Genomic DNA, 22,634 nt, shown 5'->3' with positions numbered 1-22,634 from the left:
CGTGGACGGGCGATGGTCGCGGGTGTGGTCTCGGCCGCGGTGGCGGTGGGGCTGGGCGAGCTGGTCGCGGTGTGGACGGGGCCGCGCACCGCGCCGCTGATCGCGGTCGGCGGCGCGGTGATCGACTTGGTGCCGGAGCCGGTCAAGGCCGCGGCGATCAGCGTCTTCGGGGTGTACGACAAGATCGCCCTGCTCGTCGGCACGTCGCTGCTGCTGGCGCTCTTCGCGGCGCTGGTCGGGCTGGCCGCGCGCCGGGACTTCCGCTGGGGCGTCGCCGGGATCGCGCTGTTCGGCCTGATCGGGGCCGTGGCGGCGCTGAGCCGCCCGGACGCCGGGCCCGCCGCCTTCCTGCCCGCCGTGCTCGGCGCGGCCGCCGCGGTGGGCGTGCTGCACCTGCTGCTGGGGGTGGCCGGCCGTGTCGAGAACCTGCCGGACGGCCCGGCCACCGCGGCGTCTCGCGCGGCGGGGCGGCGGCGCTTCCTGCGGCTGAGCGTGGCCGGGTTCGGGGCGGCGGCGGTCGCGGGCTACCTCGGGCGGGCGCTGGCGTCCCGCAAGGACGTGCAGCAGGCCCGCGCGGCGATCACGCTGCCACGGCCGGGCAGCCCCGCGCCCGCGCTGCCGGGCACGGTCGATCCGCCGGTGGCCGGCCTGTCGGAGTACGTGACGCCCAACGCCGACTTCTACCGGATCGACACGGCGCTGATCGTGCCGCAGGTCGATCCGGCGACGTGGCAGCTGCGCATCCACGGCCGGGTCGCCCGGCCCCTGACGCTCGACTTCGAGCAGCTGCTGGCCCGTCCCATGATCGAGCGGTACGTGACGCTGGCCTGCGTCTCGAACGAGGTCGGCGGCGACCTCATCGGCAACGCGCGCTGGCTCGGCGTGCCGCTGAAGGACCTGCTCGACGAGGCCGGCCCGCTGGACGGCGCGGACCAGGTGGTCAGCCGGTCGGTGGACGGCTGGAACTGCGGCACGCCCACCGCGCTGCTGCGCGACGGCCGGGACGCGATGCTGGCGGTGGCGATGAACGGCGAGCCGCTGCCGGTCGAGCACGGCTTCCCGGTGCGCATGGTGGTGCCCGGCCTCTACGGCTACGTCAGCGCCACCAAGTGGGTCACCGAGCTGGAGCTGAGTTCCTTCGCTGACTTCGACGCGTACTGGGTGCGCCGGGGCTGGTCCGCGCAGGGGCCGATCAAGACCGAGTCCCGGATCGACACCCCGCGCGAGGGCGGCACCGTCACCGCGGGCACGGTCACCGTGGCCGGTGTCGCGTGGGCCCAGCACCGGGGGGTCACCGCGGTGGAGGTACGCGTCGACGACGGCCCGTGGCAGCCCGCCGACCTGGCCGGCACCGTGTCACCGGACACCTGGCGGCAGTGGACGTTCCGCTGGGACGCCGCGCCGGGCGAGCACACGCTCGCCGTGCGCGCGGCGGACACCAGTGGTCAGGTCCAGACGGAGGCCCGCGCCGATCCCGCCCCGGACGGGGCGACCGGCTGGCACACGATCAGCGTGCAGGTGCGCTGACGTCCTCGGAGAGTCGAGCTTCGAGCCGCCGCACGTCGACGCGCTCGCCGCGCCGGTCTGCGCATTCGCGCCAGCCCAGTTGCAACAACTGGTGCCGCTCGTTCTCGGTGAACCCGCCCCATACGCCGTACGGCTCGCGGGTGGTCAACGCATGCGCGGCGCATTCGGAGCGCACGGGACAGCGTTCGCATACCTGTTTCGCCGCGCTTTCGCGGCGCCCCCGAGATGAGCCTCTTTCACCATCGGGGTGGAAGAACTGCAGGCTGTCACGGCCTTTGCACGCGCCGTGATGCTGCCAGTCCCAAACGTCGGCTATCGGACCGGGAAGTCTGCGGAAGTGAGCCATCTGACCTCCTAGGGGATGGGAGGCTTGAGTTCAAGCGAAGAGATTTAGGCAACGTCAGCACGTTACTCCGCGTACGTCCACTTGTCGCCATCCAGTGGATGATCAGGTAGTGCTGGACCGAGATTTCGACGGAATCCCCGGAAAGTGCGTAATGATCTGGGTGTCTCGTGGTCTTCTTCGCAGGAGAGAGGGGGATCACCGTGCAGACCGTTCTCGTATGCGTCCGCACCGCCGCGGCGGCCGCGACCATCGCCTCGTGTGCCGAGCGGCTGGGCGTGGCCGCTGGAGTGCGTACCGTGACCAGTGCCGCCGAGGCGATCGCGCAGCTTGCCGCGTTCCCGGCCGGGATCGTGCTGGCCGACACCGCGCTCACCCGGCCCGATACCGTGGGATTCACCCGAAAGGTGATGACCGCGGTGCCACACGCCCAGCTGGTGCTGTTCGGCCCGGAGGAGCCCGCCGCCGCGCAGGCCGCCATCCGGGCCGGGGCCAGAGGGCTCATCGGCGGGACCGAGCCTGATCCGGTGAGCACCGCCGCCAAGGCGCTGCTGCTGGTCAGCAGGCCCGCCGCGCGGACCGCCGACGCCGTGCGGCCCGCGGTCAGCGGCGTGATGGCAGGCGCGTCCCGCGCGCCCGCCGCCGGAGCCCACGGACCTGGCCGGGCCATGCCGCCGGCCGGGCCGGGCATGTCCGTCCCGTACGCCAACCGCGGCCCCGGCTCGGTGCCGTCCGCGGTGGTGCCCGCCCAGCGTGGCGACCTGCCGGGGGAGGCCCCGCCCGGCGGGGTGGTGCGCCCGGCCCGCTCGGTCACGCTGACCGAGCGGGAGCTGCAGGTGCTGCGGGGCATGGCCGACGGCCAGAGCAACGCCGAGATCGGCCGCGACCTGTTCGTCTCCGAGGACACCGTCAAGACCCACGCCCGCCGGCTGTTCCGCAAACTCGGCGCCCGCGACCGCGCCCACGCGGTCGCCGCCGGCTTCCGAGCCGGCCTGGTCTTCTAACCCGAGCGACGCCCGGCGCGGACCCCTCCCCGCGCCGGGCGCCGCAGGACATCCCGGCCTTGCGGCAGGGGGCCGAGGCCGAAGGCCCGGGGCGGTGGGCGCTACTCCTCGACCATGTCGTCTACGGCGTCGGCGTAGCCGCGGGCGTATTCCCAGGTCACGTAGTGGTCGGGGTCGGGGTCGTAGGCGGGCTCGTGCACGCGCGGTCGGCCCGAGTCGAGCAGGTGGCGCAGGTTGCCCCGGAGCAGGTCCCAGTCGAAGTAGTGCGGCTCGCGGCAGTCCTCGCAGTCGACGACCAGGCCGCGGATGCCCTTGGGGGAGAGCAGCACCTGGTAGACCTCGAGCTCGGCGAGGTCGGCGAGCAGGTCGGCGCGCTCGGAGGTCGAGAGCTCGCCGTACGCGTCGCCCTCGGGGTCGTCCAGGCCCGCCGTGGGGTCGGTCGGATCCCCGTGGAAGGGGTCAATGGGCTCGTCGTGCTGCACCCCTTCACGTTAGACCCCTGAGCGCGGCAGCGCAGGCATGAGTCCCCCGCGCGTCAGCGACAGATCTCCATGAGGTGGGCCACCCCACGTCCGGGCGAATTCGAGCCTGGTCGAGCGCTGGGTACGATTCATTGGAGCCTCATCACACCCACATGCCGCGCTCCGGACCCAGGGGGACAAAAAGATGGATGCCGCCCGCGAGATTCCACTCGGCCTCACTTTCGACGACGTCCTGCTGGTGCCCGGCGAGTCGGACCTGATCCCCAGCCAGGTGACCACGCAGACCCGGCTGACCAGGAACGTCACCCTGCAGATCCCGCTGGTCTCCAGTGCCATGGACACGGTCACCGAGGCCCGGATGGCGATCGCGATGGCCCGCCAGGGCGGCATCGGCGTGCTGCACCGCAACCTGTCGGTGGAGGACCAGGCGGCCCAGGTCGACCTGGTGAAGCGGTCCGAGTCCGGCATGATCACCAATCCGGTGACCTGCTCGCCCGACGACACGCTGCGCGACGTGGACGCCACGTGCGCGCGCTACCGCATCTCCGGCCTGCCGGTCACCGATGCCGACGGCACGCTCGTCGGCATCGTCACCAACCGCGACATGCGCTTCGTGACCGACATGTCGGTGAAGGTACGCGAGGTGATGACCCCGATGCCGCTGATCACCGCGCCGGTCGGGGCGTCCAAGGAGCAGGCGCTGGCGCTGCTGCGCACCAACAAGGTGGAGAAGCTGCCGCTGGTCGACGAGAGCGGCCGGCTGCGCGGGCTCATCACCGTCAAGGACTTCGTCAAGACCGAGCAGTTCCCGCTGGCCACCAAGGACGCCGCGGGCCGGCTCCGGGTCGCCGCCGCGGTGGGTGTCGGCGACGACGGCTACAAGCGGGCGCGGGCGCTGATCGACGCGGGCGTCGACGTGATCATGGTGGACACCGCGCACGGCCACAACCGGGCGGTGCTGGAGCTGGTCGCGCGGCTGAAGAAGGAGTCCGAGGCCGACATCGTCGGCGGCAACGTGGCCACCTACGCCGGTGCCAAGGCGCTGGTCGAGGCCGGCGCGGACGCGGTCAAGGTCGGGGTCGGGCCGGGCGCCATCTGCACCACCCGGATCGTGGCGGGCGTCGGCGTGCCGCAGATCACCGCGATCATGGAGGCGGCCCGGGCCTGCGCGCCCGCGGGCGTGCCGGTGATCGGCGACGGCGGCATCCAGTACTCCGGGGACATCGCCAAGGCGATCGTGGCCGGCGCGGAGACCGTCATGCTCGGGCAGGCGCTGGCCGGCTGCGAGGAGAGCCCCGGCGACCTGGTCTTCATGAACGGCAAGCAGTTCAAGGCATACCGCGGCATGGGCTCGCTCGGCGCGATGCTGGCCCGCGGCCCGGCCGCCCAGTCCTACTCCAAGGATCGCTACTTCCAGGCCGACGTCACCCAGGCCGACAAGCTCATCCCCGAGGGCGTCGAGGGTCAGGTGCCCTACCGCGGCACCCTGGCCACGGTCGCCCACCAGCTCGTCGGCGGCCTGCGCCAGGCGCAGTTCTACTGCGGCGCGGCCGACATCGCCGAGCTGCGGGCCAAGGGCCAGCTGGTGCGCATCACCGCGGCGGGGCTCAAGGAGTCCCACCCGCACGACATCCAGATGACCGTGGAAGCGCCGAACTACCACTCGCGGTAGCGTCTGCATGCTTAAGCGAACCGCGGAGAGGACCCACTGTGCGTGACATCGTCGAGATCGGCATGGGGAAGACCGCCCAGCGCGGCTACCACCTGGATGACATCGCGATCGTGCCGAGCCGCCGTACCCGCGATGTGGACGACGTCTCGACGAGCTGGCAGCTCGACGCGTACAAGTTCGGCATCCCGTGCGTGGCGCACCCGTCCGACGCGATCATGAGCCCGGCCAGCGCGGTGGCGCTGGGCCGGCTCGGCGGGCTGGGCGTGCTCAACGTCGAGGGCCTGTGGACCCGGTACGAGGACCCGCGCAAGCAGCTCGAAGCGCTGGCCGAGGCCGGCGAGGACGAGAACCTGACCGCCCGGCTGCAGCAGCTCTACGCCGCCGAGCCGATCAAGCCGGAGCTGATCGCCGAGCGGGTGCGGGAGATGCGCGCGCTCGCGGGCGACGGCAACGTCACCGTGGCGGTGCGGGTGTCCCCGCAGCACACCCTGGCGCTGGCCCCGGTCATCCTCGACTCCGGCGTGGACCTGCTGGTCATCCAGGGCACCATCGTGTCGGCGGAGCACGTCTCCACCGTGGACGAGCCGCTGAACCTCAAGGAGTTCATCGCCGACCTGGACCTGCCGGTCATCGTCGGCGGCTGCACCAACTACCAGACGGCGCTGCACCTGATGCGCACCGGCGCGGCGGGCGTCATCGTCGGCATCGGCGCGGACCACCTGACCACCAGCGAGGCCGTGCTCGGCATCCGGGTGCCGATGGCCAGCGCGATCGCCGACGCGGCCGCGGCCCGCCGCGACTACCTGGACGAGACCGGCGGCCGGTATGTGCACCTGATCGCCGACGGCGACCTGCACACCTCCGGCGACATCGCCAAGGCGCTGGGCTGCGGCGCCGACGCCGTCATGCTCGGCGCGCCGCTGTCGCTGGCCGACGGCATGCCCGGCAACGGCCTGTGGTGGCACCCGTCGGCCAGCCACCCGAAGCTGCCGCGCGGCTCGATCGGGCTGACCCCCGAGCCGCTGGGCACGCTGGAGCAGGTGCTCTACGGCCCGGCCACCGACCCGGACGGCCTGCTGAACCTGTTCGGCGGCCTCAAGCGGGCCATGGCCAAGTGCGGCTACCGCGACCTGAAGGAGTTCCAGAAGGTCGGCCTGCTGCTCGACAACTGAGTGTCCCATCTGCTCGACCGGTGCCCCGCCGCTGCTGTGTACGCAGCTCGGCGGGGCTTCGTGCACGTTACGCGCCGAGGCGTCGTCGGCGGCGGTTAGGGTTGAGGCTCTACGGCGGGAGGTCGCATGGTCAGGCGTACGTGGGTCGTGGCGGCGGCGGTGACGGCCGCGCTGCTGGGCGGCTGCTCGGGCCAGACCCGGCCCCTGTTCAGCGGCGCGGGCGCGCAGGAGTTCCCCGCTCCGGTCCCGGTGCCGGTCGACCTGGCCGGGGCCGGCGACCCGTACTTCCCGGGTTACGGCAACGGCGGGTACGACGTCTCGGCGTACGACCTGAAGATCAAGTATGAACCGGCGACCGACAAGCTGGCAGGCGTCGCCACGGTGACCGCCACTGCCACCACCGACCTGTCGAAGTTCCACCTCGACCTGCACGGACTCACCGTCGACAAGATCACCGTGGAGGGCGTGGCGGCCACCTCGACCCGGCAGGGCGACGAGCTGATCATCACGCCGGCCGTCCCGGTCGCGTCCGGCAAGCAGTTCGTCACCGTCGTCACCTACGGCGGCGTGCCGAAGGCGATCACCGCCCCCGACCTGGGCATCACCGGTTTCCTCACCACCCCCGACGGGGCGTTCACCCTGGGCGAGCCCGAGTCGGCGACGACCTGGTTCCCGGTCAACGACCACCCCAAGGACAAGGCGCTGTACGCCATCGAGCTGACCGTGCCCGGCGACCTCGACGCCATCAGCAACGGACTGCTCGAAGGCAAGTCCACCGCGAACGGCTGGACCAGCTGGCGCTGGAAGGTCACCTCGCCGATGGCCCCCTACCTGGCCACCTTCGTGATCGGCGACTACCGCACCGTAGAGGGCGTGCACAAGGGCAAGCCGGTGCTGACCGCGGTCGCCGAGACGCTGCCCAAGGGCGACATCGACGAGGCCATGGCGAAGACCACCGAGATCACCGACTTCCTGGAGCAGTACTTCGGCCCGTACCCGTTCGACGCGTACGGCGGCATCGTCATCGACGACGAGCGGGTGCGCTACGCGCTGGAGACGCAGACCCGGCCGGTCTACTCGAACGCGTTCTGGAGCCGCGGGCAGAACACGATCGTGGTCGCCCACGAGCTGGCCCACCAGTGGTTCGGCGACAGCGTGTCGGTGGAGCGCTGGGAGCACATCTGGCTCAACGAGGGCTTCGCGACGTATGCCCAGTGGATGTGGGGCGAGAAGATCGGCGTGTCCACCATCCAGGAGGAGTTCGACTCCCGGTACGAGGACCCCGGCAGCCGGATCTGGGACATCGCCCCCGGCGCGCCCGGCGCCGACAACATCTTCTCCGGCAGCGTGTACGACCGCGGCGGGATGACCCTGCACGCGCTGCGCAAACTCGTCGGCGACGACAAGTTCTTCGAGATCCTGAAGACCTGGGCCACCGACCAGCGCGACGGCAACGCCAACACCGCCGAGTTCATCACCCTCGCCGAACGCGTCAGCGGCCAGGACCTCGGCGACTTCTTCCAGAAGTGGCTCTTCGAAACCGGCCGCCCCGCCCAGTGACCCTGCCCCGCGGCTCGCTGGCGGGCGGCGGGAGGGCCTTTCGTGAAGTTAACTGGCCGGTAATAATCTCGGCATGCGCTACGACGTGGTGGTGATCGGCTCCGGGTTCGGTGGGAGTGTGGCGGCGCTGCGGCTGGCCGAGAAGGGTTACTCGGTGGCCGTGCTGGAGGCGGGGCGGCGCTTCGCCGACCAGGACTTCCCGAAGACCAGCTGGCGGCTGCGGCGCTTCCTGTGGGCCCCGGCGCTGGGCTGCTACGGCATCCAGCGGATCACCCTGCTGCGCCCGGACAAGGGCCACGACGGCGCGGGCGTGCTGGTGCTGTCCGGCGCGGGCGTCGGCGGCGGCTCGCTGGTGTACGCGAACACCCTGTACCGCCCCCTCGACCCGTTCTACACCGACCCGCAGTGGCGCGACATCACCGACTGGAAGGCCGAGCTGGCCCCGCACTACGACACCGCGGAGCGCATGCTCGGCGTGACCGTCTACGACCGCACCACCCCCGCCGACGAGGCGATGCGCAAGGTCGCCGAGCGGATGGGCGTCGGCGACACGTTCCACCCGACCCCGGTCGGCGTCTTCCTGGGTATGCCGGGCAAGTCCGTGCCGGACCCGTTCTTCGACGGCGCGGGCCCCGAGCGGGCGGGCTGCCTGCACTGCGGCGAGTGCATGACCGGCTGCCGGCACAACGCCAAGAACACCCTGGTCAAGAACTACCTGTGGCTGGCCGAGAAGGCCGGCGCGCAGATCTTCCCGATGTCGACGGTCACCGCCGTGAAGCCGGTCGAGGGCGGCTACCGGGTGGAGCTGGTCCGGACCGGGGCGCGGTTCGGGCGGCGGCGGCGCGCGGCCGGCGGCGGCGTGATCGAGGCCGGGCAGGTGGTGTTCGCGGCGGGCGCGCTCGGCACGCAGCGGCTGCTGCACGGCATGAAGGCGTCGGGCGACCTGCCGCACCTGTCCGACCGGCTCGGCGCGCTGACCCGGACCAACTCGGAGTCGCTGGTCGGCGCGACGGTGCTGCCCGGTCAGGCCCGCAAGCGAGGGCTGAAGTACACCGAGGGCGTGGCGATCACCAGTTCGTTCCATCCGGACGAGCGGACCCACATCGAGCCGGTGCGCTACGGCAAGGGCTCGAACTCGATGGGGCTGCTCCAGTCGGCGCTGACCGACGGCGGGCCGGGGCGCGGGCGGCGCTGGGCGGCGGCGATGTTCCGGTGGCCGTTCGCGTACCTGCGGGCGATGTCGGTGCGCGACTGGTCCAACCGGACCATCATCGCGCTGGTCATGCAGTCGGCGGACAACTCGCTGACGGTGCGGCTGCGGGGCGGCGGGCTGCGCTCGACGCAGGGCCACGGCGCGCCGAACCCGACCTGGATCCCGGCGGGCAACGAGGCGGTGCGGCTGCTGGCCGAGGAGATCGGCGGGCTGCCGGGCGGGGCGCTGCCGGAGGTGCTCGACATCCCGCTGACCGCGCACATCCTGGGCGGAGCGGTCATCGGAGCCGACGCCGAGCACGGCGTCGTGGACCCGTACCAGCGCGTCTTCGGGCATCCGGGGCTGCACGTCGCCGACGGGGCCGCGGTCGCCGCGAACCTTGGCGTGAACCCGTCGCTGACCATCACCGCGCAGGCGGAGCGGGCGTTCGCGGCGTGGCCGGTGAAGGGCGAGCCGGATCTGCGGCCGCCGCTGGGCGAGCCGTACCAGAAGATGATCTGACCGTGATCCGAACGCGGGCGCGGGACCACCTCCACAGGACCGGTCTGCCCACATAAGGTGATCGCCATGGGGAGGATCTTCACCGCTCGTATGACGACGGTCGCCGTGCTCGCCCTGGCGCTGGCCGGGTGCGGCACGTCCGAGCAGCCCGAGCAGCCGGCGTTCCAGCCGGCCGCGTCGCCGCAGCTGATGGAGTCGGCGGAGCCGTCGGCCGCCGCACCGTCGGCTTCGGCGAAACCTTCGCCGAAGCCGACGAAGAACGCCACCGTGCTGGAGCGGGGCGAGGGCACGTTCGTCACGGCGGCGGGCAGCTCGCCGATCGTCGGCGACGCGGGCACGCTGCGCCGCTACCAGGTGCAGGTGGAGGACGGCATCACCGCGTTCGAGCCGGACGGGTTCGCGGCGGTGGTCGAGGAGGTGCTGGCCGACGAGCACAGCTGGATCGCCTCGAAGAAGTGGCGCTTCCAGCGGGTCGCCCCGGGCGCGAGCGCGAACTTCCGGATCATGCTGTCCACCCCGGGCACCACCGACCGGCTCTGCGCCAAGGCGGGGCTGCAGACCAACGGCATCTTCTCCTGCCGGTACGGCGACAACGTCGTGATCAATCTGCGGCGCTGGACCAACGGCGCGGACGGGTTCACCGACATGGAGGTGTACCGCCACATGGTCATCAACCATGAGGTCGGTCACTTTCTCGGCAAGGGGCACGTCAACTGTCCGGGCACGGGCAAGCTCGCACCGGTGATGCAGCAGCAGACCAAGTCCCTGCAGGGCTGCAAGCCCAACCCGTACCCGTACCCGGACGGGGTCCACTACGTGGGGTGACCTGCGTCGCACCCTAAGATTGACGTCATGACGACGCCTCGCCCCGTCCTGGTGGTTGACTACGGTGCCCAGTACGCCCAGCTGATCGCCCGTCGGGTGCGGGAGGCACGGGTCTACTCCGAGATCGTGCCGCATTCCATGCCGGTCGCGGAGATGATGCGCAAGAACCCGGCCGCGATCATCCTGTCCGGCGGCCCGTCCAGCGTGTACGAGCGCGGCGCGCCGCAGGTCGACGCGGCCCTGTTCGACCAGGGCGTGCCGGTGTTCGGCATCTGCTACGGCTTCCAGGCGATGGCCGCGGCGCTGGGCGGCACGGTCAGCCACACCGGCCTGCGCGAGTTCGGCGGCACCGTGGTCGAGGCGCAGCCCGAGGCGGGCGTGCTGTTCGCGGGCCTGCCCGCGCGCCAGGACGTGTGGATGAGCCACGGCGACTGCGTGAGCGCCGCACCGGCCGGGTTCACCGTCACCGCCGCCTCGCCGGGTGCTCCGGTCGCCGCGTTCGAGGACGTCAGCCGCGGTTTCGCCGGGGTGCAGTTCCACCCCGAGGTGGCGCACACCCCGTACGGGCAGCGCCTGCTGGAGAAGTTCCTGCACGAGGTGGCCGGCATCGAGCCGGTCTGGACCATGGGCAACGTCATCGACGACCAGGTGGCCGCGATCCGCGCCCAGGTCGGCGACGCCGAGGTGATCTGCGGCCTGTCCGGCGGCGTCGACTCGGCGGTGGCCGCGGCGCTCGTGCACAAGGCCGTCGGCGACCAGCTGACCTGCGTCTTCGTCGACCACGGTCTGCTGCGGGCGGGCGAGGCGGAGCAGGTCGAGCGCGACTACGTCGCCGCGACCGGCATCAAGCTCAAGGTCGTCGACGCGACCGAGCGCTTCCTCGGCGCGCTGGCCGGGGTCACCGACCCGGAGGCCAAGCGCAAGATCATCGGCCGGGAGTTCATCCGGGTCTTCGAGGCGGCGGCCCGCGAGATCGCCACCGCCGGGGATGTGCGCTTCCTGGTCCAGGGCACGCTCTACCCGGACGTGGTGGAGTCCGGCGGCGGCACCGGCACCGCCAACATCAAGAGCCACCACAACGTGGGCGGCCTGCCCGACGACCTGAAGTTCGACCTGGTCGAGCCGCTGCGCATGCTGTTCAAGGACGAGGTGCGGGCGCTGGGCCAGAGCCTGGGCCTGCCCGAGGAGATGGTCTGGCGGCACCCGTTCCCGGGTCCGGGCCTGGCCATCCGCATCATCGGCGAGGTCAACCAGCACAACCTCGACATTCTGCGGGCGGCCGACCTGATCGCCCGGCAGGAGCTGAGCGCGTCGGGGCTGGACCGCGACGTGTGGCAGTTCCCGGTGGTCCTGCTGGCCGACGTGCGCTCGGTGGGCGTGCAGGGCGACGGCCGCACCTATGGCCACCCGGTGGTGCTGCGCCCGGTCTCCAGCGAGGACGCGATGACCGCCGACTGGTCGCGCCTGCCGTACGACCTCATCGCCCGGATCTCGACCCGGATCACCAACGAGGTGCGGGAGATCAACCGGGTCACCCTGGACGTGACGAGCAAGCCGCCGGGCACCATCGAATGGGAGTGAATCCCGCTTTTCCCTGATCAAGGCCTCACCCTCACCGGGTGGGGCCTTTGATCACTTCTGGGGTAGGCCGAACGGCCGGTACAAACCATCGTTTAACGGTGTAAACATGATCGTAAAATCGGACATCTTGTCGTGATCTTCGTGCCGGGGGAGAATGGTTTCTCGTGACCACCGCGCTGGAGCCGTTGCGGCGGATCGCCGCATACGCCGTCATCACCAACGAGACCGACCAGGTGCTCCTGGTCCGCGCCTCGATGAAGTCCGGGACACCGGGCGTGTGGTCCCTGCCTGGCGGGGCAGTGGACCACGGCGAGCATCCCAATGACACCGTCGTCAGGGAGACCGCCGCCGAGACCGGGTTGAGCGTGGCCGTGACCGGGCTGCGCGACGTCCTGGCCGACATGCGGGCGCTGCCGCACCGCGGCGTCACCATCCACACCGACCGCGTCATCTACGCGGCCCGGGTTCGCGGCGGCGCGCTGCGGGAGCGCGTCGACCAGCCCACCGACCTGGTCGGCTGGTTCACTCCCGAGGAGGCGGCGAAGCTGCCGCTGCGGCCGTTCACGGCGGGCGCTTTGGGCATCACCGAGGCGGCGATCGACCTGCTGCCCGACGAGGTGCCCGACTTCCCGTCCTTCTTCGCCGCACCGGGCCCGGACGGGCTGCACCGCGCGCAGCGCTTCGCGGCGTACGCCGTGGTCACCGACCGGCTGCAGCGGGTGCTGCTGACCCGGATCGCGGCCAACTATCCCGGCGCGGGCAAGTGGCACCTGCCCGGCGGCGGCACCGACTACGGCGAGCAGCCCGGGGTAGCCCTGATCCGGGAGCTGGTCGAGGAGACCGGCCAGCGCGGCCGGCTCGGCGAGCTGCTCGGCGTGGCCAGCCACCGCGACCCGGCCTCGCTGGGCCCGGAGGGCTACCCCATCGACTGGCACGGCGTGCGGGCCTTCTACCGGGTCCGCGTCGACCGGGCCACCAAGCCCAAGGTGTACGACGTCGGCGGCTCGACCGCCGAGGCCCGCTGGGTCACCTCCGACGAGCTGGGCGAGCTCGGGCCGGAGGACGTCACCGAGGTCACCGCCGAGGCCCTGAAAGCGGCCTCGCTGACGCGGCCCCCGGCCTGACGCGCCGGGGAAGGTCGTGTCGTGGGCGCCCGATAGCCTGTCGTGGTGGAGAAACGGCGGCGCATCGGGGCCTACGGCATAGCGCGCGACGAGCAGGGCCGGCTGTTGCTGGTCCGCTCGTCGGCCAGGTCCAACTTCCCGGGCGTGTGGTTCCTGCCCGGGGGCGGCCTGGAGCACGGCGAGGACCCGGCCGAGGCGGTGGTGCGCGAGTTCCGGGAGGAGACCGGGCTGACCGCCCGGATCTCCGGCCTGCGTGAGGTCAGCTCGGATCTCGTCGAGTTCCCGTGGCGCGGGGTGCTGCTGCACCACGACCGGATCATCTACGACATGACGGTCACCGGCGGCGACCTGACCGTGGAAGCCGACGGCACCTCCGACCTGCCCGCGTGGATCGAGCCGGCGCGCCTGGGCTCGCTGGACCTCATCCCCTTCGCGGCACGCACCCTCGGGCTGGACGCCACCGGCCCGGCCAGCGGGCAGCGCCCCGCGCAGCCCGACGAGGCGGGGGAGACCGGGCCCAACGGCCGCGACCTGCGCGGCGGGCGCAAGGTCGCCCGTTTCGGGGCGTACGGCGTGGTCACCGACCCGGCCGGCCGGGTGCTGCTGTCGCTGATCGCCGAGAACTACCCGGGCGCGGGCAAGTGGCACCTGCCCGGCGGCGGCACCGACTTCGGCGAGACCCCGGCGATCGGCCTGGTCCGCGAGATCTACGAGGAGTCGGGGCAGGTCGGCGAGGTGACCGAGCTGCTCCGGGTGAACTCGGCGCACAACCCGGCCGCGATGGGCCCCGAGGGCGAGCCCTACGACTGGTACACCGTGCGCGCCGTGTTCCGGGTGGAGGTGCCGGAGCCCACAGTGCCGTCGGTCACCGAGGCGGCCGGCGGGTCGACCGCGCAGGCGCGCTGGTTCACCCGGGCTGAGCTGGACGGTATTCCCCTGACCGAGTCGGCTCACCGAGAATTGCGACATATTTCCTGATTGCCGCTGTCGGGTAGACTCAGACGCTGACAAGACGAACAGCCCCCGGAGCGCTGCTGCCCTCCGCCGGGCGGATTGCCCCCGTCAGCAGGGACGGCGCACGAAGATCGCGCCGGGTATCGCCAAGGCACGCGGACGTGTGCGATGGTGTAGGCCGCAAAAGCCGGTCGGTCCGCTGAGGCGGCGGAAAGGAACCGAAACCGGTATGGAGGGACGACACGTGCCGAGAGCCTTATGGCGTCGGCGTCGCTTGACGGACAGCCCGCGCCCCGCGGGCCGCCAGTGGACCGGCCGCTTGCGTGCCGGTGGCTCCTTCGCCCGGCAGATGCTGCTGGTGCCGGTGGGCCGCCTGCGCAAGGCCGACCCTTCCGTTGCGACGAGCACCGCGCTGCCTGGCCTTGACCCGGTCGAACTGCGTTCCATCGAGCAGGCCGCCACGGCCGAGCCGGTGGAGCAGCCGACCCCGACGACGATCCCGCTGCTGCCGGGCGAGCGCACGCTCGACCGCCGCATCAAGTTCGCGCTCGTACAGGCCTGCACGCTGAGCAGCCTGCTGCTCGGCATGACCGCGATCTTCCTCGCGGTCATCGGCCGGCCCGACGGCCGCGCCCCGATGTACGGCGCGCTGTGCCTGCTGGCCTGCATCACCTTCGACGGCCTCGACGGCGCGCTGGCCCGCAAGTTCGGCGTGGCCAGCCCGTTCGGCGTGCAGATGGACTCGCTGGGCGACATGACGTCGTTCGGCATCGCCGCGCCCGTCGTCGTGTTCGCCACGCTTCAGGGCAGCGTTCCCACGCCAGTCCTGATCGCGGCCTGCGCCATGGTCGCCTGCTGCGCGGCGATCCGGCTCGCCCGGTTCAACGTCTCGCCGAAGGACGGCCGCTTCTTCTGCGGCGTGCCGACCACCATGGCGGCGACCGTGCTGGCCGTGACGGTGCTGCTGAAGACCACGATGGGCAGCGCGCTGCCGGCCGAGGCGCTGGTGTTCGGGGTGGTGCTGCTGGCCGTCGCGATGGTCTCCAGCTTCCCGTACGCCAAGCTCGCGAAGGTGGTCAAGCTCCCGCCGACGCTGTTCCTGCTGCCGCTGGTCGGCCTGGTCTGGAACACGCAGGTGACCTTCGGCCTGCTGGTGCTGGTCTACCTGCTGAGCGGCCCGGTCATCTGGGCCCGCCAGCGCCGCGCCACCGCCCGCATCGCCTGATCACAGCTCCACGAAGCGCCGCCCCGGTCCACGGACCGGGGCGGCGCTTCCGTCTGTCTGCCCACCACGCACCCGCCGCCGCGCCTCGCGCCGGTCCAGCGCCGCGCCCGTCCAGCGCCGCGCCCGTCCGGTCGCGCCCGTCCGGTCGCGCCCACCATAGACGTTGGCCTATCTCGTCGACTTCGATCTCGTTTCAGTCGATGTGATAGGCCAACGTCTATGAAAAACGGAGCGGGGCCCGCGCCGCGGAGTGCGGCGGGGCCCCGGTCGGGGAGTTGCGGGTCAGCGCAGGCGGGCGATGACCGTGGAGCCGCCCGAGACGCGGTCGCCGGGGGCGACCAGGGCCTCGGCCTTGTCGGCGGGGAGGTAGACGTCGGTGCGGGAGCCGAAGCGGATCAGGCCGAAGCGCTCGCCCTTGGCCAGCAGCGCGCCGATCGGGGCCCGCTGCACGATGCGCCGGGCGATCAGGCCGGTGCGCTGCGCCACCACGACCCGGCTGCGGTCCGGCGTCTCCAGCACGGTGTACGCGGCCACGTTGTGCTCGGCCTCCGGCTTCATCGCGTTGGCGTACCCGCCGTCCTCGACGAAGTAGTCGACGACCTTGCCGGCCACCGGGGCCCGGTTGACGTGCACGTCGAACACGGACAGGAACACCGCGATGCGCAGGAACTCCTCGTCGGCGAAGCGCTCGTCGTAGATGTGCTCCACGCTGAGGACCCGGCCGTCGGCCGAGGCGACGACGGCGCTCGGGTCGGCGGGCACCTCGCGCTCGGGGTCGCGGAAGAAGGCCGCCACGGGCGCGGCGAGCAGCGCCGGGAGCACCCACGCCTTCGACTTGGGCCGGGTGGCCTTGAGGAACGCGGCCGCGCCCAGCGCGATGCCGGCCGCCGCGACGCCGTTGGAGTCGATGTTCATGGTGCCGTAGAGCGGCACGCTGGACGGCCGGAACGCCGGGCTGAGCTTGGCGGCCACGGCCGGGTCGACGTCGGTGAAGCGCAGGCGGTGCACGCGTACCGGCGGGGTGTTGCGCAGCACCAGGTCGGAGCCGACGCCCTGGCGGGCGGCGATGCGGTCGAGCTCGTCGGTCGCGCCGCCGGACAGGCCGGGCAGGGCCACCGCGGCGATGATCAGCAGGCCGCCCTCGGCGACGTACTTGCTCAGCTGCTCGACGGTGTTGCGGGCCTCCTCGCCGGAGCCGACCACCGGCTCGGCGACGATCACCAGGTCGGCGGCCTCGGCCGCGGCGAGGTCGTCGACGACCTTGACCCGCTCGGTGAGGAAGCTGCCCAGGGTGGCCAGGTGGCCCGCGACGCCCGCGTCGGCGGCGACGACGGTGAGCTTGTCACCGGGCAGCAGCGCGTCCAGCGCCTCGGCCAGCACCAGCGAGTCTGCGGACGCGCCGACCAGCAGGGCCGTCTTGGGGCCGGCGTGGCGGGCCAGCTCGGTGGTCAGGGTGCGGGCGGCGCGGTCGCCGATCCGGATCTGGCCGAGTGGGCCCAGCGCGGGGGCGCCGGGACGATCGGTCGGGTGCTGGCTCATTCCTTCTCCTCAGTGCGCTCTTCGGCGGCGTGACCGGGCGTCGTGGATGGTTCGCTGCGCTCGCTCACGCCTGCTGCTCGCTGCGCTCGTCGGCAGCCTGGCCGAGCGGGTCGTGCTCGCTCACGGCGGCTGCTCCTCGTCGTCGTCGACCGGTGTCTCACCGGTCAGCATAGAGCGCCCCTCACCGCGGGCTCGCGCGGTGAGGGGCGCTTGGGTGAGGTGACGGTCAGCCGGCGTGCTCGGGCTCGGGCCGGTCGGCCTGCTGCGCCTCGTCCGGCGCGGCCTCGACCGGGGCCGGCTCGGCGGCGCGCCGGGGCGACAGGGCCCCGAGCACCGCCAGCACGCCCAGGATGATCAGGCCGCCGGCGATGAACCAGCCCAGCGAGGGCAGCTCCACGTCGATCACCTCGCGGGCCAGGAACGCGCCCGCGACGAGCAGGAAGACCAGGCCGAAGAACAGCGAGACCGAGTCGGTGCGGTGGTTCTTCACCGGATCACCTCCGCGTGACCGAGGTTGACGTCGAGTACGAGGCGCAGCTTGCCGGGGCCCGGCTTGCCGTCGTCGCCGAGGCTGATCTGGGTGTCGCGCTGCCCGGCCCCGCTGATGCTGCGGCCGAACACGTCGGCGTCGGCGAGGTTGACCTCGGTCTCGACGGTGACGTCGACGTCCGGCGGCACGATGACCTTCAGGTCGCCGCCGGTGATCTGCGCGGTCACCTGGATGTCCTTGCCGGTCAGGTCGAGCCCGGTCAGGTCGAGGGTGGCCTCGCCGAAGCGGTGCTCGTACCGGTCGTGCAGCTCCTCCAGGGTGGTGGGCATCCAGGTCACGCTGCCGGCCTGGGTGCGCTCGCGGCTCCAGTCACCGCTCGCGGCGGCCATCGGCAGCGCCAGGGCGAGCACGATGCCGATCAGGATGTACCCGCGGGCCCGGCCGAACCAGGCGCCGATGACCAGGCCGACGCCCACCACGGCCAGCGCGGCGGCGACGTAGGTGCTGCCCGGCACGGACCGGCCGGTCATGTCGATCATGGCCAGGCCGCCGAGCGTGACCATGGCCAGTCCGAAGATCAGCCGGCCGAGCCGGGACGGCTCCCGCTTCACCTTGGGCGCCTTGAGCGGGGGCGGCGGGGGCGGCGGGGCGGCGGGGGCGTACGGCCCGTGCGGGGCGAACGGGGGCCGGTAGCCGGTGGGCTCCACCGGCGGCACCGGCACGGTCACCCCGGCGGGCATCGGCGCGGTGGCCGGCACGGTGGCCGGCGCCGCGGCGTAGTCCGGGGGCAGGTAGGTCGCCCCCGGGCGGCTGCGCGGCTGCTGGCCGGCCGTGTTGCGGCTCACCACCAGCGCGGCGATGACCAGCCCGATCGCCGCGATCACGGCGACCTCGAAGCTGTTGGTCACCGCCCCGATGAGGATCACCGTGAGGACGCCGATCACCAGCGTCAGCGTGGACGAGGCGCTCGAGTAGCCGCGGCCGAACAGCGCCTCGACCGGCGAGGAGCTGTCGCCCTCGGCCGGGGTGAGCAGCCAGGCCGCCAGGTAGATGACGATGCCCACCCCGAACACGCACAGCACGCCGATCAGCACCCGCCACAGCAGCGGGTCGGTCCTGGTGGCGCGGCCCAGCGCGCCGCACACGCCGGCCAGGTAGCGGCCGTGCCGCGGCCGGATCAGGCCGTACGGCGCGGCCCACGACACGTACGGGGAGGTGGGCTCGCCCTGGGGAGGGGGTGGAGCCTGCGCCGCGGGCGGAGCCTCCGCGGAGGGCGCCGCGCCGGGGGGCGTCGGGGTCTCATCGCTCATGCTGTCGATAGTCCCGCTGAGCAGGCCTGACCTGCCTCAGGCGGCGACCCTGAGCGGACCCTGAGAATGTCGCGTGGCCCATCTCCGGGGCCTCACCCGTGGGCGATGGCGCGCCCCGCGTGAAACCATCGGTGCTGTGCAGCCCTCCGTGCCCGAATACCCCCGCCTGACCCGCTCCCGCTCCGACCGCCTGGTCGCCGGGGTCGCCGGGGGCATCGCCGCGAACACCCGGCTGTCGCCGACGCTGATCCGGATCGCGTTCGTGCTGCTGCTGCCGATCAACGGCCTGGGCGCGCTGCTGTACGCCGCCTTCTGGGCCGTGCTGCCGGCCGGGCCCGGGGAGACCCGGCCCCGCTCGCTGCTGCGGCTGGCCCCGTTCGTGCTGGCCGGGCTCGCGCTGATGACGGTCAGCACGCTGATCAACCACAACGGCGGGATCGGGATGACCGTCGGCTGGCTGGTCGCCCTGGTCGCGGTCGGCGCGGGCATCATCTGGCACCAGAGCGACCCGGACCGCCGCCAGCGCTGGTCCGACGAGTCGCCGTCGGCGCCCTGGCTGGCCGCGCTCTCCGACGGGGACCGCCGGATCTACCTGCTGCGCTTCCTGGCCGGCGGGGTGCTGGTCGCGGTGGGCATCCTCGGGCTGGTCTTCCTCTACTCCCCGGTCGCCAACGTCTCCTGGGCGGACATGTGGCGGGCGATCGCGTTCGCGCTGGTGGCGCTCGCCGGCGTCGGCCTGGTCGCGGCCCCGGTGCTGTGGCGCACGCTGACCGCGCTGCGCGCCGAGCGCGAGGGCCGCATCCGCGAGCAGGAGCGCGCCGAACTGGCCGCGATGGTGCACGACCAGGTGCTGCACACGCTGGCGCTGATCCAGCGCAACGCGGGCGACCCGGCCGCGGTGCAGCGCATCGCCCGGGGCCAGGAGCGCAGCCTGCGCAACTGGCTCTACCAGCCCACCGGCTCGCCGACCGAGCACTTCGCCGCGGCGCTGCAGCAGGCGGCCGCCGAGGTGGAGGACACCTACGGCATCGCCGTGGAGGCGGTCGTGGTCGGCGACCGCATGGTGGACGACAAGGTCGCCGCGATCGTCGCTGCGGCCCGCGAGGCGCTGGTCAACGCGGCCCGGCACGCCAAGGTCAAGACCGTGTCGTTGTACGCCGAGGCGGAGCCGACGATGCTGAGCGTGTTCGTCCGCGACCGCGGCGTCGGGTTCGACCTCAACGGCGTCGAGGAGCGGCGGCACGGCGTCCGTGGTTCGATCATCGGGCGCATGTCGCGGCACGGCGGCCACGCGGAGATCCGCAGCGAGGTCGGCGAGGGCACCGAGGTCAGGCTGACCATGACGGTCACCTCCCCGAAGGAGCCGAAGGAGTCCCCGGCATGAGGGTGGCCAGCGGAGATGAGCGAGGAGCGGGCATGAGCGAGCGCAGCGACGGAATCATGAAGCACGGGGCAGCTCAGGCACGTGACGAGCGCAGCGAGGAGCGGGCATGAGCGAGGGCATGAGCGAGCAGGGTGGGCAGCGGTTGCGGGTGTTCCTGGTCGACGACCACGGGATGTTCCGGGCGGGTGTGCGGGCCGAGCTGGGGGCGCACGTCGACGTGGTCGGCGAGGCGGCGACGGTGGCCCAGGCCGTGTCGATGATCGGCTCGGTGGTCCCGGACGTGGTGCTGCTGGACGTGCACATGCCCGACGGCGGCGGGCGGGCGGTGCTCGACGCGGTGCGCAAGACCCAGCCGCAGGTGCGTTTCCTGGCGCTGTCGGTCTCCGACGCGGCCGAGGACGTGATCGGCCTGATCCGGGCGGGCGCGCGCGGTTACGTCACGAAGACGATCTCCCCGGACGACCTGGTGGACGCGATCCGGCGGGTCGCCGACGGGGACGCGGTCTTCTCGCCGCGGCTGGCCGGCTTCGTGCTGGACGCCTTCGCCGCGCGCCCGGACGCGCCCGTGGCCGACCCGGAGCTGGACCAGCTGACCAACCGGGAGCGCGAGGTGCTGCGGCTGCTGGCGCGGGGATACGCGTACAAGGAGATCGCCAAGGAGCTGTTCATCTCCATCAAGACGGTGGAGACCCATGTGTCCAATGTGCTCCGCAAGCTACAGATGTCCAACAGATATGAATTGTCCCGTTGGGCAGCAGATAGACGCCTCGTGTAACTCTCGGTATCGCCCACAGGCTGGGATGCCAGTTACCATCGTGTTTCGTTCCTCGATCAACCAGCGCCCCGACCAGCATAAAAACAGCAGGTCAGGACGCGACGTAGAGATGTGAAGCATTTCTTTGCGGGATATCGGCGTCGTCCCGTCTCGGTAACGGGTTGGTATCAGGCCCTTCCGGCGCGTGCTCGCGGGGTGCGAAAGTGTGGCCACCTCACACCCCCTCGTGAGCGCCTGAGGAGGCACACGCATGCGTGGGATTACCCCATGGAAGGTGGCAGTCGGTCTGACCGCTGTCGCCCTGGCCGCGGCTGGTTGCACCAGCACGCCTGAGCCGGAGACCCCCAAGAACGACGGCTCGTTCATCATCAGCTGGGGCGAGCCCCAGAACCCGCTGGTGCCGGCCGGTACCTCGGAGACCCAGGGCGGCGTGGTCATCGACGCGCTCTTCACCGGTCTGACGAACTACGCGGCCGCCGACGCCAAGACCGAGATGGCGAACGCCGAGTCGATCACCTCCGCTGACGGCGGCACGACCTGGACCGTCAAGCTCAAGGCCGGCTGGAAGTGGCACGACGGCACCCCCGTCACCGCGAAGAACTACGTCGACGCGTGGAACTACGCGGCGTACACCCCGAACGGCCTCATCAACGGCACGTTCTTCGGTGACATCAAGGGCTACACCGACGTCACCAGCGAGGACCCGGACGGCGAGGGCCCGAAGGAGGCTCCGAAGCCGGCCAAGGACAAGATGGACGGTCTGAAGGTCGTCGACGACACCACGTTCGAGGTGACCCTGAGCGGCCCGTCGAACCTGTGGCCGATCAAGGTCGGTTACTCGGCGTTCATGCCGCTGCCGGACGTGTTCTTCAAGGACCCGGCCGCGTTCGGTCAGAAGCCGGTCGGCAACGGCCCCTTCAAGCTCGACACGTGGACGAAGAACGTCGAGCTGAAGGTCACCCGTAACGACGACTACCAGGGCGCCGACAAGCCGAAGGTGAAGGACGTCATCTTCCGCGTCTACACCGACGACGCCGCCGCCTACGAGGACGTCAAGAACGGCCAGATCGACTTCCAGCAGCAGGTTCCGTCGGCCAAGCTGATCGGCGACCTGTACAAGACGGACTTCCCGTCGGCGTCGAGCAACAAGCCGGTCTCGTCGTCCGCGTTCATCGCGATGCCGACCTGGCTGCCGGGTTACAACGACCCGAAGGTGCGCCAGGCGCTGTCGATGGCGATCGACCGCAAGCTGATCACCGAGAAGATCTTCAACAAGACCCGTATTCCGGCCAACGGCTGGGTCAACCCGAACATGGCCGGCTACAAGGCCGACGTGTGTGGCGAGTTCTGCACCTTCGACGCCGCCAAGGCCAAGGCCCTGTTCGAGTCGGCGACCACCAAGCCGAAGGAGATCTCGCTGGCCTACAACGGCGACGCCTCCCACAAGGACTGGGTCGACGCGGTCTGCAACAGCATCCAGACCTCGCTGGGTGTGCCGTGCGTGGGCAAGCCGTTCCCGACCTTCGGTGAGTTCCGCACCCTGGTCACCACCCAGAAGATGACGGGCATGTCCCGCGCCGGCTGGCAGGCTGACTACCCGCACATCGAGAACTGGCTGAACCCGCTCCTCAAGACGGGTGCCTCGTCCAACGACGGCAAGTTCTCCGACGCCGCCTTCGACGCCAAGCTGAAGGAGGCCGACGGCACCGCCGACCTCGCGGCCGCCGAGAAGCTGTACCAGGACGCCGAGGCGATGCTGCCGGCGCTCATGCCGACGATCCCGCTGTGGCACACGTCCCAGCAGTCGGTGTGGTCCGCCAAGCTCGGCACCGTCACCATCAACACCTTCGGCGAGCTCGACCTGGCCACGGTCACGGTCAAGTGAGCTAGACACCGGATATGAACCGGCGTGCCGGGCCCTCGCGGGCACGGCACGCCGGCGGGTCCGACCCC

At 71.7% G+C, this 22,634-nt stretch carries 19 protein-coding genes; 14 read left to right on the top strand and 5 right to left on the bottom strand.

Annotated elements, in window-relative coordinates:
- Window positions 1–12: 12 nt before the first annotated feature.
- Complete coding sequence (locus Cco03nite_RS12170; RefSeq protein ID WP_203692251.1) at window positions 13–1,527, top strand: molybdopterin-dependent oxidoreductase; 1,515 nt, start codon at window positions 13–15, stop codon at window positions 1,525–1,527.
- Here the strand turns inward: Cco03nite_RS12170 and Cco03nite_RS12165 are convergent.
- Window positions 1,508–1,873, bottom strand: coding sequence for a WhiB family transcriptional regulator (locus Cco03nite_RS12165; protein WP_203692163.1), 366 nt, complete (start codon window positions 1,871–1,873; stop codon window positions 1,508–1,510). The genes Cco03nite_RS12170 and Cco03nite_RS12165 overlap by 20 nt on opposite strands.
- A 200-nt stretch (window positions 1,874–2,073) precedes the next feature.
- Here Cco03nite_RS12165 and Cco03nite_RS12160 point away from each other — a divergent pair, with 200 nt between their 5' ends.
- Complete coding sequence (locus Cco03nite_RS12160; protein WP_203692162.1) at window positions 2,074–2,874, top strand: helix-turn-helix transcriptional regulator; 801 nt, start codon at window positions 2,074–2,076, stop codon at window positions 2,872–2,874.
- Between the two features lie 101 nt (window positions 2,875–2,975).
- On the opposite strand, the gene Cco03nite_RS12155 is transcribed toward Cco03nite_RS12160, so the two are convergent.
- The gene (locus Cco03nite_RS12155) at window positions 2,976–3,356 is read right to left on the bottom strand and encodes a DUF5319 domain-containing protein (RefSeq protein WP_166383380.1); all 381 of its coding nucleotides are present in this window, start codon (window positions 3,354–3,356) and stop codon (window positions 2,976–2,978) included.
- A 184-nt stretch (window positions 3,357–3,540) separates the two neighbouring features.
- Here Cco03nite_RS12155 and guaB point away from each other — a divergent pair, with 184 nt between their 5' ends.
- From guaB to Cco03nite_RS12110, 9 genes are all read left to right on the top strand, one after another.
- Complete coding sequence (gene guaB, locus Cco03nite_RS12150; protein ID WP_203692161.1) at window positions 3,541–5,028, top strand: IMP dehydrogenase; 1,488 nt, start codon at window positions 3,541–3,543, stop codon at window positions 5,026–5,028.
- 38 nt (window positions 5,029–5,066) lie between these two features.
- On the top strand, window positions 5,067–6,200 hold the full coding sequence (locus Cco03nite_RS12145; protein ID WP_203692160.1) for a GuaB3 family IMP dehydrogenase-related protein: 1,134 nt from the start codon (window positions 5,067–5,069) through the stop codon (window positions 6,198–6,200).
- Between the two features lie 126 nt (window positions 6,201–6,326).
- Window positions 6,327–7,760, top strand: a complete 1,434-nt coding sequence (locus tag Cco03nite_RS12140) for a M1 family metallopeptidase (protein ID WP_203692159.1) — start codon at window positions 6,327–6,329, stop codon at window positions 7,758–7,760.
- A 73-nt stretch (window positions 7,761–7,833) separates the two neighbouring features.
- On the top strand, window positions 7,834–9,474 hold the full coding sequence (locus tag Cco03nite_RS12135) for an FAD-dependent oxidoreductase (RefSeq protein ID WP_203692158.1): 1,641 nt from the start codon (window positions 7,834–7,836) through the stop codon (window positions 9,472–9,474).
- Window positions 9,475–9,540: 66 nt separating this feature from the next.
- Window positions 9,541–10,299 carry a DUF3152 domain-containing protein gene (locus Cco03nite_RS12130; RefSeq protein ID WP_203692157.1) on the top strand — a complete coding sequence of 253 codons (759 nt, stop codon included), beginning with the start codon at window positions 9,541–9,543 and terminating at the stop codon, window positions 10,297–10,299.
- Between the two features lie 27 nt (window positions 10,300–10,326).
- Window positions 10,327–11,880, top strand: a complete 1,554-nt coding sequence (gene guaA / locus Cco03nite_RS12125; RefSeq protein WP_203692156.1) for a glutamine-hydrolyzing GMP synthase — start codon at window positions 10,327–10,329, stop codon at window positions 11,878–11,880.
- A 164-nt stretch (window positions 11,881–12,044) separates the two neighbouring features.
- Window positions 12,045–13,004 carry an NUDIX hydrolase gene (locus Cco03nite_RS12120; RefSeq protein ID WP_203692155.1) on the top strand — a complete coding sequence of 320 codons (960 nt, stop codon included), beginning with the start codon at window positions 12,045–12,047 and terminating at the stop codon, window positions 13,002–13,004.
- A 45-nt stretch (window positions 13,005–13,049) separates the two neighbouring features.
- Complete coding sequence (locus Cco03nite_RS12115; RefSeq protein WP_203692154.1) at window positions 13,050–13,982, top strand: NUDIX domain-containing protein; 933 nt, start codon at window positions 13,050–13,052, stop codon at window positions 13,980–13,982.
- Window positions 13,983–14,277: 295 nt separating this feature from the next.
- The gene (locus Cco03nite_RS12110) at window positions 14,278–15,183 is read left to right on the top strand and encodes a CDP-alcohol phosphatidyltransferase family protein (RefSeq protein ID WP_203692250.1); all 906 of its coding nucleotides are present in this window, start codon (window positions 14,278–14,280) and stop codon (window positions 15,181–15,183) included.
- Between the two features lie 282 nt (window positions 15,184–15,465).
- Here Cco03nite_RS12110 and Cco03nite_RS12105 read toward each other — a convergent pair whose 3' ends face one another.
- The 3 genes from Cco03nite_RS12105 to Cco03nite_RS12095 all read right to left on the bottom strand — a co-directional run bounded on the left by Cco03nite_RS12105 (window position 15,466) and on the right by Cco03nite_RS12095 (window position 18,522).
- Complete coding sequence (locus Cco03nite_RS12105; protein WP_203692153.1) at window positions 15,466–16,722, bottom strand: phosphatidylserine decarboxylase; 1,257 nt, start codon at window positions 16,720–16,722, stop codon at window positions 15,466–15,468.
- Window positions 16,723–16,948: 226 nt separating this feature from the next.
- The gene (locus tag Cco03nite_RS12100) at window positions 16,949–17,212 is read right to left on the bottom strand and encodes a hypothetical protein (protein ID WP_203692152.1); all 264 of its coding nucleotides are present in this window, start codon (window positions 17,210–17,212) and stop codon (window positions 16,949–16,951) included.
- Window positions 17,209–18,522, bottom strand: coding sequence for a PspC domain-containing protein (locus Cco03nite_RS12095; protein WP_203692151.1), 1,314 nt, complete (start codon window positions 18,520–18,522; stop codon window positions 17,209–17,211). The genes Cco03nite_RS12100 and Cco03nite_RS12095 overlap by 4 nt, the downstream gene beginning before the upstream one ends.
- Before the next feature lie 148 nt (window positions 18,523–18,670).
- Between Cco03nite_RS12095 and Cco03nite_RS12090 the strand changes: the two genes are divergently transcribed.
- The 3 genes from Cco03nite_RS12090 to Cco03nite_RS12080 all read left to right on the top strand — a co-directional run bounded on the left by Cco03nite_RS12090 (window position 18,671) and on the right by Cco03nite_RS12080 (window position 22,566).
- Window positions 18,671–19,906: an ATP-binding protein gene (locus Cco03nite_RS12090; protein ID WP_203692249.1), complete on the top strand. Its 1,236-nt coding sequence runs from the start codon at window positions 18,671–18,673 to the stop codon at window positions 19,904–19,906.
- A 106-nt stretch (window positions 19,907–20,012) separates the two neighbouring features.
- Entirely contained in the window at window positions 20,013–20,681 is a 669-nt protein-coding gene (locus Cco03nite_RS12085; RefSeq protein ID WP_203692150.1) for a response regulator, read from the top strand.
- A 274-nt stretch (window positions 20,682–20,955) separates the two neighbouring features.
- Window positions 20,956–22,566, top strand: coding sequence for a peptide ABC transporter substrate-binding protein (locus Cco03nite_RS12080; RefSeq protein WP_203692149.1), 1,611 nt, complete (start codon window positions 20,956–20,958; stop codon window positions 22,564–22,566).
- Window positions 22,567–22,634 lie beyond the last annotated feature (68 nt).

It is taken from the genome of Catellatospora coxensis, assembly GCF_016862635.1.
In the GTDB taxonomy this organism is placed as follows: Bacteria; Actinomycetota; Actinomycetes; order Mycobacteriales; family Micromonosporaceae; genus Catellatospora; species Catellatospora coxensis.
Note: the sequence above shows the minus strand (reverse complement) of the source record. Positions and strands in the feature narration are given on the sequence as shown.